Annotated in this window: 16 protein-coding genes; 7 read left to right on the top strand and 9 right to left on the bottom strand. The window is 64.7% G+C overall.

Features of this window, described 5'->3' with window-relative positions; all coding sequences use genetic code 11:
• Positions 1-116 precede the first annotated feature (116 nt).
• From ASR47_RS13070 to rsmB, 7 genes are all read right to left on the bottom strand, one after another.
• Positions 117-896: a class II glutamine amidotransferase gene (locus ASR47_RS13070; protein WP_082988908.1), complete on the bottom strand. Its 780-nt coding sequence runs from the start codon at positions 894-896 to the stop codon at positions 117-119.
• 87 nt (positions 897-983) lie between these two features.
• Positions 984-1241, bottom strand: coding sequence for a BTH_I0359 family protein (locus ASR47_RS13065; protein WP_065308224.1), 258 nt, complete (start codon positions 1239-1241; stop codon positions 984-986).
• Positions 1242-1393: 152 nt separating this feature from the next.
• Positions 1394-1792 (bottom strand): GTPase, encoded by a 399-nt coding sequence (locus ASR47_RS13060; protein WP_245714341.1) that lies wholly within the window; start codon positions 1790-1792, stop codon positions 1394-1396.
• A complete protein-coding gene (locus tag ASR47_RS13055; protein WP_065308223.1) occupies positions 1789-2508 on the bottom strand; it encodes a response regulator in 720 nt (239 codons plus the stop codon). Before ASR47_RS13055 ends, ASR47_RS13060 begins: the two co-directional genes overlap by 4 nt.
• A gap of 114 nt (positions 2509-2622) precedes the next feature.
• Positions 2623-4914 carry a sensor histidine kinase gene (locus ASR47_RS13050; RefSeq protein ID WP_065308222.1) on the bottom strand — a complete coding sequence of 764 codons (2292 nt, stop codon included), beginning with the start codon at positions 4912-4914 and terminating at the stop codon, positions 2623-2625.
• Positions 4914-5540: a DUF4390 domain-containing protein gene (locus ASR47_RS13045; RefSeq protein ID WP_082988907.1), complete on the bottom strand. Its 627-nt coding sequence runs from the start codon at positions 5538-5540 to the stop codon at positions 4914-4916. The genes ASR47_RS13050 and ASR47_RS13045 overlap by 1 nt, the downstream gene beginning before the upstream one ends.
• Positions 5512-6945 (bottom strand): 16S rRNA (cytosine(967)-C(5))-methyltransferase RsmB, encoded by a 1434-nt coding sequence (gene rsmB, locus ASR47_RS13040; protein WP_065308221.1) that lies wholly within the window; start codon positions 6943-6945, stop codon positions 5512-5514. Before rsmB ends, ASR47_RS13045 begins: the two co-directional genes overlap by 29 nt.
• Positions 6946-7275: 330 nt before the next feature.
• Here rsmB and argS point away from each other — a divergent pair, with 330 nt between their 5' ends.
• From argS to ASR47_RS13005, 7 genes are read left to right on the top strand one after another with little or no spacing between them, the layout of a single operon-like run.
• Positions 7276-8985 carry an arginine--tRNA ligase gene (argS, locus tag ASR47_RS13035; protein WP_065308220.1) on the top strand — a complete coding sequence of 570 codons (1710 nt, stop codon included), beginning with the start codon at positions 7276-7278 and terminating at the stop codon, positions 8983-8985.
• 20 nt (positions 8986-9005) lie between these two features.
• Positions 9006-9710 carry an SPOR domain-containing protein gene (locus tag ASR47_RS13030; RefSeq protein WP_065308219.1) on the top strand — a complete coding sequence of 235 codons (705 nt, stop codon included), beginning with the start codon at positions 9006-9008 and terminating at the stop codon, positions 9708-9710.
• Positions 9711-9742: 32 nt separating this feature from the next.
• Complete coding sequence (locus ASR47_RS13025) at positions 9743-10414, top strand: thiol:disulfide interchange protein DsbA/DsbL (RefSeq protein ID WP_065308218.1); 672 nt, start codon at positions 9743-9745, stop codon at positions 10412-10414.
• A gap of 16 nt (positions 10415-10430) precedes the next feature.
• A complete protein-coding gene (locus ASR47_RS13020; protein ID WP_065308217.1) occupies positions 10431-11219 on the top strand; it encodes an SDR family oxidoreductase in 789 nt (262 codons plus the stop codon).
• Positions 11216-12010, top strand: a complete 795-nt coding sequence (locus tag ASR47_RS13015; RefSeq protein WP_065308216.1) for a biotin--[acetyl-CoA-carboxylase] ligase — start codon at positions 11216-11218, stop codon at positions 12008-12010. The genes ASR47_RS13020 and ASR47_RS13015 overlap by 4 nt, the downstream gene beginning before the upstream one ends.
• A 4-nt stretch (positions 12011-12014) precedes the next feature.
• Positions 12015-12764: a type III pantothenate kinase gene (locus tag ASR47_RS13010; RefSeq protein WP_065308215.1), complete on the top strand. Its 750-nt coding sequence runs from the start codon at positions 12015-12017 to the stop codon at positions 12762-12764.
• The gene (locus tag ASR47_RS13005) at positions 12758-13438 is read left to right on the top strand and encodes an SPOR domain-containing protein (RefSeq protein ID WP_065308214.1); all 681 of its coding nucleotides are present in this window, start codon (positions 12758-12760) and stop codon (positions 13436-13438) included. The genes ASR47_RS13010 and ASR47_RS13005 overlap by 7 nt, the downstream gene beginning before the upstream one ends.
• 145 nt (positions 13439-13583) lie before the next feature.
• Here the strand turns inward: ASR47_RS13005 and ASR47_RS13000 are convergent, their stop codons facing one another.
• Together ASR47_RS13000 and rodA are read right to left on the bottom strand one after the other, a co-directional pair.
• Positions 13584-14630: a septal ring lytic transglycosylase RlpA family protein gene (locus ASR47_RS13000; protein WP_065308213.1), complete on the bottom strand. Its 1047-nt coding sequence runs from the start codon at positions 14628-14630 to the stop codon at positions 13584-13586.
• Positions 14630-15745 (bottom strand): rod shape-determining protein RodA, encoded by a 1116-nt coding sequence (gene rodA / locus ASR47_RS12995; protein ID WP_065308212.1) that lies wholly within the window; start codon positions 15743-15745, stop codon positions 14630-14632. Before rodA ends, ASR47_RS13000 begins: the two co-directional genes overlap by 1 nt.
• Between the last annotated feature and the right edge of the window lie 5 nt (positions 15746-15750).

Genomic DNA, 15750 nt, shown 5'->3' with positions numbered 1-15750 from the left:
AGTGACACTGGCGGCGCCACGCCTGCGTCATGGTTCACTATTGACTATACTCTAAATCAATTCTGCCCACGCTGTTGGCTATTTTGGCAGCATTGCACGCTATTGTCGTCAACAAATCAAGTGGCCGGCGCTTCTTGTACCGCACCGTCGACAAACAACTTCAACTCACCAGGCGCGAACGCCGTCCATTGTTCGTTGGTTGTCAGCGGCTGCGTGACGATCACGGCCACCCGGTCCTGCGGCGTGGTGACCTGGGAAAAGTCCACGCTGAGGTCTTCGTCGGACAGTTTAGCAGTTGGGAACGGATGCTGTCGCACCAGATAATGCAAACTGGTCGAGCAATGGGCAAACAGCGCCTCGCCGCTCAACAGCATCATGTTGAAGGTGCCGTGGGCGGCGATGGCAGGCAGCAGCTCGGCCAGCGCCAGATGCAGCTGCGGCAAGCCTGGCGGCGCGTCGCCGAAGCGTGCATGCAGCTCCTGCAGCAGGTAGCAGAAGGCCCGCTCGCTGTCGGTGCAGCCGACCGGACGATAGCTGCCGCTCAGCACGGGATTGAATTCCTTCAGGTCGCCATTATGGGCAAACACCCAGTAGCGGCCCCACAGTTCGCGCACGAAAGGATGGCAGTTCTCCAGCGCCACCTGGCCTTGCGTGGCCTTGCGGATATGCGCAATCACATTGCGCGACTTGATCGGATAGCGTTTGATCAGTTCGGCCACCGGCGAGGCGATGGCCGCCTGGTGATCGACGAAATGGCGCACGCCGGCACCTTCGAAAAAGGCGATGCCCCAGCCGTCGTGGTGGGTATCGGTCTGGCCGCCGCGCATGGCGAAGCCGGTAAAGCTAAACACAATGTCGGTGGGGACATTGCAATTCATTCCGAGAAGTTGGCACATGATAAGTTTGCGGCAAGGTAACCCGGCCACCTTACCATGCCGTCAGGGGAATGGGTATGGCGGCTTGCGCCACCATACCGCCGGGCATCAATGCAGCAGCACGGGCTGGCTCATCAGGGAGTCGTAGCTGCCGAGAAACTCATCGATCTCTTCCATGCTTGGCTCGCTGGCGATCAGTTCGCTGACATCGCGCCGGAAATGTTGCGCCAGCACCCCGGCGATAAAGGTTTCGCGCTTGCCACCCTTGTCGACGATTTCGTAACCGCCAAAGCGCAGCGCTTCGAGATTGCCATCGGCGCCGAATTCGACGACGCTATATTGCTCGCTGTTATAGATCAGGTTCATTGTGCGTCCTTCGCTCAAGCAGGAGGAACTCCTGCGGTTTCAGAACAGAGGTGGGGACCAGGCCATGTCATTTCAAGCGCGATCCCGCTCTGCAGGGAAAGTAGTTGTAACGAGATGCAAACTGCGATCAGGACGTCTACGGCAACAACGCTTCAAGGAGTAACAATCAGCTCAGGCTCCAGCGCCAGCCAGGCATCATAGGGACTGGCGCACAGCCAGCTGCGCAGCTGTTCGATATGCGTGGCGTCGGCCAGGCTGATGAACAGATGGGCGGGCGGATGGCGCAGAAGACGATTCAATGTTACACGCAATACGAGATTGCCGCTGCAGCACAGGCAACCGGGCGCGATGCGCAGCACTTGCAGGGAGGCGGGAGGGGAAAGGTGTTCGGCCAGATCGGCCAGGATGGCGTTGCCGTCAGCCAAGCCTTCGAGGATCACGGCATTCGGCTGCCGCGGCGGCAAGGCTTGCGCGATGGCGGCCTCGCGTTCGCTGGCGCGGCCGCCGCTGACCAGGGTCAGCGGCGTCAACGGCCGCGCCACTGCGGTCACAGGTTTTTCTTGGCCAGCTTGCCCGGCTCCACGCCCAATTGCTTGAGCTTGCGGTAAAGATGGGTGCGTTCGAGCCCCGTCTTTTCCGCCACGCGGGTCATGCTGCCGCCTTCGCGGCCCAGGTGGTGCTCGAAATACATGCGCTCGAAGGCGTCGCGCGCCTCGCGCAGCGGCAGGTCGAACGACAGGTTGTAGCCATGGCCTTCGGCCTGGACCGGCGCGGCGATGCCGGGGCGCACCATCATCTGCTGCGGCGCGCTGCCGCCAAAGCTCGGCACCAGATGGCTGCTTTCTTCAACCGGCGCGGGCGCCACCGGACGCGGTGCGGCCGCTGGTGCCCGCGCGGTTTCCTGGGCGCGCGTCAGCCCCTGCTGCACGGCCTTCAACAGTTTTTGCAGGGCGATCGGTTTTTCCAGGAAGTTGAGCGCACCGATGCGCGTCGCTTCGACCGCCGTATCGATCGTGGCGTGGCCCGACATCATGATCACCGGCATGGTCAGCAAGCCATCGCGCTGCCACTCCTTGAGCAGGGTCACGCCGTCGGTATCGGGCATCCAGATGTCCAGCAGCACCAGGTCAGGCGCGCCGGCGGCGCGGGCTTCGCGCGCCTGCTGCGCATTTTCAGCCAGCTGGATTGCATGGCCTTCGTCGCCCAGTATCTCCGAGAGCAACTCACGGATACCCATTTCATCATCCACTACGAGTATGTTTGCCATTCGTGTCTTGCCTTCCTCATTTCGCCGCCCCGGGCGCCCAAACGGCACACGGCGGACAACTATGATTTTATTAGTGTTTTAAATACTAAACCAGACGCTTTCGCCAACTAAATACTAGGCGATTACGCCGGGAGCTAACTTTAACAGCAAAATGACGACCGAAGCGCCACTGCTGTCGACGCGGTTCTCGATATCGATGCGCCCGCCGTGCTCATCGATGATTTTCTTCACCATCGCCAGGCCCAGGCCGGTGCCGCGCGCCTTGGAGGTGACATACGGTTCGAACGCACGCGCCAGGATTTTCGGTGCGAAACCGGGGCCGTTATCGGTGATGGCCATGCGCACGGCGACATTCACGCCACCGTCCGCACTGCGATAATGAATTGCTTCGGTGCGTACGTCAATGCGGGGATGGGGAGTGCCCTCCGGCAAATCGGCCATGGCGTCCTGTGCATTTTGCAGCAGGTTGTGGATGACCTGGCGCAACTGGGTCGGATCGCCCATCACCATCGGCAAATTGGGCGCCAGCAGCGGGTGGATGATGTCGCCGTCGTCGCCACCGAGATAGAGCTGCAGTATCTCCTCGATCAGCTCGTTCAGGCGCAGTGGCGTGAGCACCGCCGGCGGCGTGCGCGCGTAGTCGCGGAAGTCGTCCACCATGCGCTTCATGGCGTCGACCTGCTTGACGATGGTGCCGGTGGCGCGGCCCAGCAGGTCGGCGTCAGCCTGCTCCAGCTTGCCTTCGAGCTTCATCTGCAGGCGCTCGGCCGACAACTGGATCGGCGTGAGCGGGTTCTTGATCTCATGCGCCAGGCGGCGCGCCACCTCGCCCCAGGCGATCGAACGCTGGGCCGAGATGACGTCGGATATATCATCGAACACGACGATGTAGCCGCTGCCCGATTCGAGCGGCAGGCGCGAACCGCGCGCCAGCAAGGTGATGTCGTGCTCATCGGCGCTGCTGCCCAGGCGGCGCGGAATTTCGATCTGGCGCTGCCAGTGCAGGCGCTGCGCATTGCGCCCCGACGCCGATTGCGCGCTCTGCGCCGAAAAGGCGCTGACGATGGCCGTGCCAAACTCTTCAATGCCGGAAATGCCGGTCAGGGGCTGGCCCACCATGGTCACCCCCGCGTGCTGCAAGATGCGCTCGACCGATTCATTGCAGGTGACGAGCTTGAAGTCGCCATCGAGCACCATCACGCCGGCCGACATATTGGCCAGCACCGATTCGAGGTGGGCCTTGGCGTTTTGCAGGGCGGCGCGGTTGCTTTCGACCGCCGTGCGCGCGTCGAGCAACTGGCGCGTCATGATATTGAACGACTGCGTCAGGGTGCCGAGTTCATCGCGCGAGGCGACGATGGGGCGCGGCGACAAGTCGCCCTGGGCCACTGCCTGCGTGCCTTCGGCCAGCAGCAGCAGCGGCTGGGCCAGGTTGCTGGCGATCAGGAAGGCGCTGCCGATGGCGCCGAAAATGGCCAGCAGCAAGGTCAAGGTGAGAATTTCCATGTACATCTTGCGCAGGCCCACGCGCGCGACAAAGCGTTCCTTGTATTCGCTGTAGGCGGCGCGCAGCATCTCGCCATTGGTGGCCAGCTTGGGCGGCACCGACTTGAGCAGCTGCAGATAGCGCGGCGAGACGGACGGCCCCGGCACTGCCACCAGCACGCGCAGGCGCAGGCTGGCGGCCGCGTCCAGCGACGACGACGATGACGACGGCCCGGCGCGCGTGCCGCCACCGCCCGACTCCATGCTGTCGTCATGCAATTCGGCGCCGCCTTCGGCCGAGGCATAGCCGGCCGGGGTGGCGGCCTGCGCCAGCATGGCCGCCGTCGGCAGGTCGGCGCCGCTGTGCGGGCCGGCGCTGGCCAGCAGCACGCCATCGCCGCTGACCACCATCACGCTCTGCATGCCCTCTTCGCGCAGCAAGCTGGTCAGCACCGCCGGGCCGGTCACCGGGTCGCTGCGCAATTCGTTGACGGCCTTCTTGCCACGCTGGTCGAGTTCGACCAGCGCCGCATCGAGGCCGGCGCGGCCCAGTTCCAGGCCGGACTCGAGCGCCGCTTCGATCTTGACGTTGAACCACGATTCGATCGAGTGCGAGACAAACTGCACGGAAACGAGAAAGATCACCAGGCCGGGCAGGATGCCGACGGCGGCAAACAGCATCACCAGGCGCATCATCAGCTTCGAGCCGAACTTGCCGCTCTTGTAGCGCGCATACAGGCGCGCCAGCGAAATGCCGACCAGCGCCAGCAGCGACACGGCGACGGCCGCGTTCAGGCCCAGCAGCCAGGTGTAATAGCGGTCGAAGAAGCCGGTATTGTCGGACGCCGACGCCAGCAGGAACAACAGGATGCTGACGATGCCGCCGCCCACCACCAGCAGATAGCGCAATGCCTGGGTCACTACTCCGCCGTATACAAGAAGGTTTTTTTGTTCGAAGCCAGGCGCCAGTCGCTGTTGTTGAAGGCGTTGACCTGGATCGGCTTGGGCAGGTAGTCGCGGTCCATGCCCATGCGCAAGGTGACGTTATAGGTCTGCCCCACTTTCAGCGCGCCGCGCGCCGCCACCAGCCAGCGGCTGGGCCGCCGGATCAGGAACAGCGCATCGTCGAGCGAGGCAAAGCTTTGCTGCAGGCCGCCCAGCGACACGTGATACTGGCGCGTGAGCACGTTGTACGACAGCCGGCTGGTCTGGCGCGCAACAATGGCTTTTTCATCGAACCAGTACCAGCGCGGCCGGGTCAGTTCGATTTCGGTGGTGAAAAACAGCGGCACGCCATGCTGCACGGCGTCGTCGAGGTCGTGATTGAGGTCGAAGGAATAACTGGCCGCCAGCTTGTAGCCCTCGTCGCTCGCCTCGATATACGCGCGCGTGATCTCGACCACATCGGCGGCGTGCGCGCGGGGCGTCAGGCATGCCAGCATCAGCAGCAGGGTCAGGAGGCGGAAAAATGTCACAAGCGTGCCGGTCGTATCCGTGGAAAAAGGGGCGAGGTAGCGCTCAAGCCGCATTTTTTTGAAATAGCGCATAGAACAAACCGTCATGGTCCTGTTCCGCGCTGCCGGTCGGCAACAGCTGGCCAGGGGCTGTCAAACGGGTCGCGTTATTGCGCACCGCAAATGCTGCCGCTTGTGCTTCGGACTCTTGCGGCCACAACGAACAAGTCACGAACAACAATTTACCATCGGGGCGCAGCATCTGCCACAGATTGTCCAGAATTTTCGAGGAAAGTGTTGCAAGTTGCAAGGCGTCGCCCTTGCGGCGCAGCCAGCGGATGTCCGGGTGGCGGCGCACGATGCCCGAGGCCGTGCACGGCACGTCGGCCAGGATGCGGTCGTACTGCTGGCCGTCCCACCAGGCGTTCGATTGCGCGTCCTGCGCCTTCAAGGTGGCGTCCAGGCCCAGGCGCTCGAGGTTTTCGGCGATGCGCGGCAAGCGCTTGGCGTCGGCGTCGATGGCAGTGACGTGCACGTCGGCCAGTTCCAGGATATGGCAGGTCTTGCCGCCGGGCGCGGCGCAGGCGTCGAGCACGCGCATGCCGTCCTGCAAGTCGAGCAGCGGCGCGGCCAGCTGCGCGCCGGCGTCCTGCACCGAGACCACGCCCTGCTCGAAGCCGGGGATCAAGGCCACGCCGATCGGCTTGTCCAGGCGCACGGCAAACGGCCCGACCTGGCGCGCGGCGATGCCGGCGTCCTGCAATAGCGCCAGATACGCTTCCACCGTGCTCTTGCGGCGGTTCACGCGCAGGGTCAACGGCGGCACGGCGTTGCCGGCCGTTAAAATGGCCTGCCAGTCGCGCGGATAGGCCACGCGCAGCGCGTCGATCCACCACTGCGGATAATTCCATTGCGCCAGCGGCTGCTGCAGGGCCGCTGCCAGCAATACCTTGCGTTCGCGCAGGAAACGGCGCAGCACGGCGTTGACCATGCCCTTGGCGTGCGCCAGGTCCGGGTGCGAGGTGGCTACCGTGACGGCCTGGTCGACCACCGTGAATTCCTCATACGGCTGCTCGCCCGGTTCCGGCGACATCAAGGACAGCGCGCAGCACAGCAGCGCGGCCAGCATCGGCGGTTCGGGCGCCTTGGAGGTCATCAGGCCGACCAGGGTGTCGCTGCGGCCCAGCTGGCGCATGGTGCGATAGGAAATATCCTGGATCGCGCCGCGCGCCTGCGCGCTGGCGTTCGATTGCGTGAATACCTTGGCCAGCGCCTGCGGCAGGGCCGTGCCGCTGCGCACCTGGGCCACGGCATTGGCCGCGCCCAGCAGGCAAAAAGCCAGCGAGTCGGCGCGCAGGTCGGGCTGGAAGCCCGGTTGCAGCACCGGTTTGACGTCGGGATGGTAGCTGGGACGCAATTTTGCGGCTACCGGCGAGGCGGCGGACGCGGCGGCAGGCGCTGGCCTGGGTGTCAGTTTCAGCGTGGGGCGCTTGTTCATAAATTATCCGGTGTGGCTGCGCGCGGCGGAAACCTCACGGTCGCGCGTCATCATAAAGGGACGATTGTAGCGTTTGTCCGGGCCTCTGCACCAATCGATTGCAACGATCCGGGCAATTCGCTGTAAAAAAGTGCATATATATAACTGGAACTGGCCAGGTTGATGTTTTCATGCACCAATGAACACGACGCTCCCCTGCCCTGCGGCGTATTGTTCCCGCCGGCAAACCAGTATAATTACCGCAGTCCGGGCGACGGCATCGACCGTCGTCCGTTTTGCATTCTGGTCCATCCTGTTCAATCTTAACGCGGTTTCGCCGCCATCCTGCTCATGCTCGCCCAACAGAAACAAGAAATCATCGCCCTGTTCCAGGCCGCCCTCACTCCCGTCCTGGCCGGCACGTCGCTGACGCCGTCCGTGGTGCTGGAGCGACCACGCGACGCATCGCACGGCGACATCGCCTGCAATATCGCCATGCAGCTGGCCAAGCAGCTCAAGCAAAACCCGCGCGAACTGGCGCAGACCATCGTCACGGCCGTGCTGGCCAACCCGGCCGGCAAGGGCCTGATCGAGGCGGTGGACATCGCCGGCCCCGGCTTCATCAATGTGCGTGTGTCGAACGCCGCCAAGCAGGCGGTGGTCAATACTATTTTGAGCGAAGGCGCCCATTATGGCCGCAGCACGGCGGGCGCCGGCAAGCAGGTGATCCTGGAATTCGTCTCGGCCAACCCGACCGGTCCCCTGCACGTGGGCCACGGCCGCCAGGCGGCGCTGGGCGACGCCCTGTCGTCGCTGTTCGACGCGCAAGGCTATCAGGTGACGCGCGAGTTCTACTACAACGACGCCGGCGTGCAGATCCAGACCCTGGCCAATTCGGTGCAGGCGCGCGCGCGCGGCTACAAGCCCGGCGACGCCGAATGGCCCGAGTCGGCCTACAACGGCGACTACATCAGTGAAATCGCGGCGGAATTCAAGGCCGGCAAAACCGTCTCGGCCAGCGATGGCATGCCTGCCACCGCGAATGGCGACATCGAGGACATCGATTCGATCCGCCCGTTTGCCGTGACGTACCTGCGCAACGAGCAGGACATCGACCTGCAGGCCTTTGGCGTGAAGTTCGACAATTACTACCTCGAATCGTCGCTGTACCAGGACGGCAAGGTCAACCGCGCCGTCGAAACCCTGGTCAAGGCCGGCCACACCTACGAACAGGACGGCGCGCTGTGGCTGCGCACCACCGACTACGCGGACGACAAGGACCGCGTGATGCGCAAGAGCGACGGCACCTACACCTACTTCGTGCCGGACGTGGCCTACCACCTGGTGAAATGGCAGCGCGGTTTCGTGCAGGCGATCAATATCCAGGGCAGCGATCACCACGGCACCATCGCGCGCGTGCGCGCCGGCCTGCAGGCGCTCGACATGGGCATCCCGCAAGGCTACCCCGACTACGTGCTGCACAAGATGGTCACCGTCATGAAGGACGGCGAAGAGGTCAAGATCTCGAAACGCGCCGGCTCCTACGTCACGGTGCGCGACCTGATCGAATGGTCGGGCGGCGGCGATATCGACAAGGGCCGCGACGCCGTGCGTTTCTTCCTGATCTCGCGCAAGGCCGATACCGAGTTCGTGTTCGACGTCGACGTGGCGCTGAAGACCACCGATGAAAACCCGGTCTATTATGTGCAGTACGCGCATGCGCGCATCTGCCGCATCCTGGAAAACTGGGGTGGCGACGAAGCCACCATCGCCGGCGCCGATTTGTCGGCATTGACGGCGCCGACCGAAGCGACCTTGCTGGCGACCCTGGCGGCCTACCCGGAAATGCTGGCGCGCGCGCAAGCCGAACTGGGACCGCACCAGGTGGCGTTCTACCTGCGCGACCTGGCCGCCAACCTGCACAGCTTTTATTTCGCGGAAAAAGTGCTGGTCGAGGACGAGGCCGTGAAAATGGCCCGCCTGGCGCTGGTACTGGCCGCGCGCCAGGTGCTGCGCAACGGCCTGGCCCTGATTGGCGTATCCGCGCCAAGCAAAATGTAAATGCAAAGGTCTGAATCTTCATGAATCAAGCTTCCCGCTTCACGTCCAACCGCCGCCAGCAAGGTAATACCCTGGTCGGCATCATCATCGGCCTGGTGGTCGGCCTGGGCATCGCCGTGGTGGTGGCGCTGGTGATCTCCAAAGGCAACTCGCCGTTCACCGACAAGTCGGGCAAGGCCGGCAAGTCGACCGAGCCGACCGCCGGCCAGATCGCCGATCCGAACAAGCCGATGTATGGCAACAAGGAAGCGGCGCGGGAAGCGGCGCGCGATTTCTCGAAAGAGCCACGCGAACTGGCCTTGCCGGGCCAGATCACGGCGCCGGCCGCGCCACCGACCACGCCACGTCCGCCACCGCCGGACGCGCTGCAGGAACTGATCGGCACCCTGAAGGACAAGCCGGCGCCCAAGGCCAGCCCTGCCGCGCCGGCCGCCGCAACGGCGCCAGCGGCGCCGCCGGCGCAAGCGAAGGCCGATGCAGCCAGCGACAAATGGATTTATTATCTGCAGGCTGGCGCCTTCCATGACATGGCGGACGCCGAAAGCACGCGCGGCAAACTGGCGCTCCTGGGTTTTGAAGCGGCCATCAGCGACCGCAGCACCGACGCCGGCGTGCTGCACCGCGTGCGTGTCGGCCCGTTCAACCAGGTCGAGGCGATGAACCGCGCGCGCAGCAAACTGTCCGAAAACGGCGTCGATGTCGCCGTGGTCCGCAACTCGAAATAAGTCCAAATGCGTCATCAAAACAAGGAAGCAGCATGCGTTTTCTGAACCAAGTATTGTTTGCCGCCGCCCTGTGCGGCGCCGCCGCCTTCGCCCAGGCCTCGCCGGCCGAGCCGAAAAACGGCGTCGAATATGAAACCCTGGCCGCGGCGCAGCCGACCGAGTCGGGCAAGAAGATCGAGGTGACGGAATTTTTCGCCTATTACTGCCCGCATTGCAATGTGCTCGAACCGCAACTGGCGGCCTGGGTCAAGAAGCAGGGCGACAATATCGTCTTCAAGCGCGTCCATGTGTCGCGCGACGAGAGCGTGGCGCCGCAGCAGCGCCTGTTCTTTACCCTGCAGGCGATGGGCCTGCTGGACCAGCTGCACCTCAAGGTCTTCCACGCCATGCATGTGGAGCGCAACCGCCTCAATAGCGACGAGGCCGTCTTCGACTTCGTCGCCAAGCAGGGTGTCGACCGCCAGAAATTCATCGACACTTACCGCTCGATGGGCATTGCGGCCCGCGTGCGCCGCGCCGACGCCATGATGCAAGGCTATAACGTCACCTTCTGGCCGATGATCGCCATCGATGGCCGCTACATCACGTCGCCATCGCAGGCCGACCAGGGCAGCAAGTCGGCGAAAAACGAAGAGCAGCTGAACGCCCAGGCCCTGACGGTGATGGACGTACTGGTGGCCAAAGCCAAAGCGGAAAAGAAGTAAGCATGAGCATCACCTGATGCAGACTGTCTTTATCACCGGCGCGTCGAGCGGCCTGGGCGCCGCGCTGGCGCGCCAGTATGCCGGCGCAGGCGCGCAATTGGGCTTGCTGGCGCGCCGTGGCGAGGCGCTCGACGAGCTGATCGCCTCCCTGCCCCGGCCCGAGCTGCACCGCGCCTACGCCGTCGATGTTGGCGACCACGCGGCGCTCAGCAGCGCCGCCGACGATTTCCTGGCCCATGCCGGGCGCATCGACGTGGTCATCGCCAGCGCCGGCGTGTCGGTCGGCACCCTGACCGAACACGCCGAAGACCTGGCGGTGTTTGCGCAGGTCATGGCGATTAACGTCAACGCCACCGTGGCCACCTTCGCGCCGTTTATCGCCGCCATGAAACGCCAGGGTCATGGACGCCTGGTCGGCATTGCCAGCGTGGCCGGCATCCGCGGCCTGCCCGGCGCCGAAGCCTACAGCGCCTCGAAGGCGGCCGTGATCAGCTACTGCGAATCGCTGCGCCTGGAATTGAAACCGGCCGGCATCAGGGTTGTCACCATCACGCCCGGCTATATCGATACCCCCATGACGCGCCACAATGCCTACCGCATGCCGTTTTTGATGCCGGCCGACGCCTTTGCGCGGCGCGCCGCGCGCGCCATTGGCGACGGCGACAGCTACCGCGTGATCCCGTGGCAGATGGGCGTGGTGGCCAAGCTGCTGCGCCTGTTGCCCAACGCGGTCTATGACCTGGCGTTTGCCAGCGCCCCCCACAAAGCCCGCCACCCTGCGGCGCACCAGCAGCCACTGCCATGACCTTGCATTCTGACCTGAAGGGCGCGGCGATTGCCGCCCTGTGCGCCACCGGCGCCACCCATGTGGCCATCGAAGTGGTCGACGAAACCGGCTCGACCAACGCCGACCTGCTGGCGCGCTGCGCGCAGCTGGCTGGGCCCACCTTGCGCATCGCCGGCCAGCAAACGGCCGGGCGTGGCCGCGCGGGCCGGCCCTGGCTGTCGCAGGCCGACGCCAGCCTGATGTTCTCGCTGGCCTGGCGCTTCAAGGGTCCGCTGCCTGCGCTGGTGGGATTGCCGCTGGCCGTCGGCGTGGCGCTGGCCGAAACCATGGGCGCGCTGGGCGTGCCGGTACAGCTCAAATGGCCGAATGACCTGATCAAGGACGGCAGCAAGCTGGCCGGCATCCTGGTCGAAACCCAGCAGGCGCAAGACGGCGGCGTATGGGCCGTGATCGGCTGCGGCATCAACCTGACCATGCCCGACGCGCTGGAACAGCGGATCGGGCGCAGCGTGTCGGCCGTGCCGTGGCTGGCACAAATGGAACGCAACGCCCTGGTCGCCGCCTTGCTCAGCCGGCTGGCCGGCGTGCTGGCCGAATTCGACGACACCGGCTTTGCGCCGTTTGCGCAGCGCTGGAACGCCCTGCACGCCTGGCAGGACCGGCAGGTGAAAATTCTTGACGACGGCCAGCTGCTGCGGCAAGGCGTGGCCATCGGCGTCGACCAGCTGGGCCGGCTGCAGCTGGCAACCGACGCCGGCCGGGTCGACATCATGTCCGGCGACGTATCGTTGCGCCTGGCGCAGGAGTGAGCGCATGCTGCTGATCGACGCGGGCAATACCCGCATCAAATGGGCGCTGGTGTCGCCAACGGCCAGGCTCGGCGACTGGCATGCCAGCGGCGCCGTCGCGCATGCGCAACTGGACAGCCTGGCCGCGCAGTGGGCGGCCTTGACGATCAGCGGGGCGCTGCTGTCGAACGTGGCCGGCGGCGCGATGGCAGCACGGCTGCGCGCCATGCTGCCCGCCATGGTGGCGGTGCATGATTTTGTGTCGCTGCCGCAGCTGGCCGGCGTAACCAACGGCTACCGCAATCCGGCCCAGCTGGGCTGCGACCGCTTTGCCGCCGCCATCGGCGCGCGCGCACTGGCGCCGGGCCAGGCCGTGATCGTCGCCAACTGCGGCACCGCCACCACCATCGACGCCATCACCGCCGACGGCGTGTTTTTGGGCGGCATGATACTGCCGGGACTGGGCCTGATGGCCAGTTCGCTGGCGCGCAATACGGCGCAACTGCCGCAGATCGCCAATACGGCGCCGCTGCCGGCCGGCTTTGCCGACAATACCGACGACGCCATCCTGTCGGGCTGCCTGGCCGCGCAAACCGGCGCCATCGAGCGCGCCGTGCGCATGCATGGCGCGCACAGCTGTTTGCTGTCCGGTGGCGCCGCGCCGCGTATCGCGCCAGCGCTGGCGCTGCCGTTTCAACTGGTGGACAATATCGTCATGCTCGGCCTGCAGACGGCGGCCCGGGCAAACCGCGCGCAAGGAACACAACCATGCTGAAATTCGTCTTCTGGCTGCTGGCGGCCATCAACCTGCTGGTGCTGGCCATCGGCCAGGGCTACCTGGGCAGCTTCCGGACCGAAACGCGCGAACCGGCGCGCCTGAAAAACCAGCTGCATGCCGAGAAAATCACGCTGCTGACGCAGGCCCAGGCGAGCGCGCCCCCCGAAGCTGCAACACCGGCGGCGCCGGCGCCAGCCAGGCCACAGCTCTACGCCTGCACCGAAGTGGGCAATTTCGTGCTGGCCGACGCACGCAAGTTCGAAGCGAAGCTGGAACCTTTGGCGCTGGGCGAGCGCCAGTCGCGCCGCAACGTGGCCGGCCAGGATATTTCCAGTTATATGGTGTTTATTCCGCCGCAAGGCAGCAAGGAAGGCGCCGAGCGCAAGGCGGCCGAACTCAAGCAGCTGGGCGTGAGCAATTACTTCATCATGGGCGACGGCAGCCCGCAGCGCTGGGGCATATCACTGGGTGTGTTCAAGTCGGAGACGAGCGCGCAAAGCCAGCTGGCGTCGCTCAACAAACAGGGCGTGCACAGCGCCCGCGTGGCGCCGCGCTACAGCGCCAGCAAGCAGGTCGCCTACCAGTTCCGCGACCTCGACGCGGCCACGCGGGCGCGGCTGGCCGCCATCACCGCGCAGTTCGAGGAACAGGAACTGCGCAGCTGCAAATGACGCCTGAACTTCCGATGTCGGGTGGGTCGCGTAGGTCGGGTTAGCGCTCCGCGCGTAACCCGACAACCTTGTTGGCTCCTGTGGTGTTGTCGGATTACGGCCCTACGGGCCTAATCCGACCTACGCTCACTGCCAGCACCCGTGCTTATCTTTCGATAACGATGGGTTTCACGCCGGCCGATGCCGGCAGGCTGGCCGCCGCGCGCGCCGCATCGGCGCGGCTGCCGAACGGGCCGCCGTACAGGCGGAACAGCGGACCGGCCGGCACTACATCAAGATTGCCCAGCGTTTGCGCATACGGCGCCAGCTGCGCGCGGCCCGCTTCGGCATTGTCAAGACGCGAGTAGGCGCCCAGCTGCAGGTAAAAACCGGTGGCCAGCGATGCCGGCGCGGGCGCGGCCACGGTGGCATCGAGCGCTGACAGCGCGGTGATTTCGGGCTGCGTAACAGCGCCCATTTCCGCTTCGCTCTCTAGCGGCGTATCGATCGACCTGGCCACCACCGACGGCACCGGTTTGGGCGCCGCGCGCGCCGCCAGGATGGCGTCGATATCGGCCGGCAGCAATCGCTCGACCACCACCTGGTGGCTGCCCTTGCGCAGGAAGCCCAGTTTCAGCGCCGCCGTGTACGACACATCGATCACGCGCGTGGCGTGGAACGGGCCACGATCATTGATGCGCACGATCACCTGCTCGCCGCTGTCGATGCTGGTCACGCGCGCATACGACGGAATCGGCAAGGTGGGATGGGCCGCCGTCATCTTGTACATATCGTAGATTTCGCCCGACGAGGTGCGCTGGCCGTGGAATTTCTTGCCATACCAGGTTCCCGTGCCGCGCTGCGTAAACGGCTGCTTGTCGGTGATCGGGGTATAGGTCTTGCCGAACACCACATACGGGCGGTTCGAACGCGTCGAATACGGCTCGTTGCGCACTTCCGCATCGGGCACGTCGCGCAGGTTGGCCGGCGGATTGTCGCCCGGGCCGTCGTCCTTGTAATAGCCGCCACGGCCGGAACCGGCCGCCGGCAGGTCCGGCAAGGCCGGATCCTGGCGCACCGGAATCTTGACCTTGCCGCCATGCGGCATCTTCACGTTATCGGACTTTGGCGGCGCCGTGCCGCAGGCGGCCAGGGTCAGCAGGACAGCGAGGCCCACGCCACGCGTACGGAGGGTATCGAAAGGCGCGCGCATCAGGTCTGCACCAGCTTGCGGTGGCGCTGTATGCTCATCAGGATGCCGGTGGCCACACCCAGGGTAATGAGGGCGGTGCCGCCGTAGCTCAGGAAGGGCAAAGGCACGCCGACCACCGGCAAAATGCCGCTGACCATGCCCATGTTGACGAAGGCGTAAGTAAAGAAAATCATGGTAATCGCTCCTGCCAGCAGGCGAGTGAAAAAACTGGGGGCATTGGCGGCAATCATCAGGCCGCGACCCACCAGCAGCAAATACATCAGCATCAGGATCAGGTTGCCGACCAGGCCGAACTCCTCGGAATACACGGCAAAAATGAAGTCGGTGGTCCGTTCGGGCACGAAGTCCAGATGCGCCTGGGTGCCGTGGGTCCAGCCCTTGCCCGTGATGCCGCCGGAACCGATGCCGATGATGGACTGGATGATGTGAAAGCCCTTGCCCAGCGGGTCCTTGGTGGGGTCGATCAGCATCATCACGCGGTCGCGCTGGTAGTCATGCATGTGCGACCAGGCGATCGGCAGGTAGCAACTGATGGCAATCGCCAGCCCCAGCATGATACGCCACGGCAGGCCGGCCAGGAAAATCACCGTAAAACCAGCCGCCACCACCAGCAGCGAGGTGCCAAGGTCGGGCTGGCGCGCGATCAGGTAGACGGGCGCGAGCAGCAGCACGGCGGCGAATGCGAACGACTTCCAGCGCAGCGCGCCGGCATTGTGCTGGAAAAACCAGGCCAGCATCAGCGGCGCGGCGATCTTCAGAAATTCCGACGGCTGGATATCGATCACGCCCACATGCAGCCAGCGCCGCGCGCCGAGCTTGATGGTGCCGAACAGGGCCACGGCAATGAGCAGCAGCACCGAAATCGTATAGGCCGGCACGGCGATGCGCATCATCATTTGCGGCGTGACATTGGCCGTCACCCACATGACAAAAAAGCACAGCACGATATTGCGCAGGTGGTCTTCGATCTTGCCCGGAATACCGATGCTGGCCGAATACAGGGTTACCAGGCTGGTGCCGAGCAGCATCAGGATGATCAGCATCAGCGGCGGATCGAACACCGCCAGATAGGGTTTGGCGCGCCGCCACAGCGAGCGCCTTTCGTTAATCGACATGCATT

The organism is Janthinobacterium psychrotolerans, assembly GCF_001677885.1.
Classification (GTDB): Bacteria; Pseudomonadota; Gammaproteobacteria; order Burkholderiales; family Burkholderiaceae_D; genus Janthinobacterium; species Janthinobacterium psychrotolerans.
Note: the sequence above shows the minus strand (reverse complement) of the source record. Positions and strands in the feature narration are given on the sequence as shown.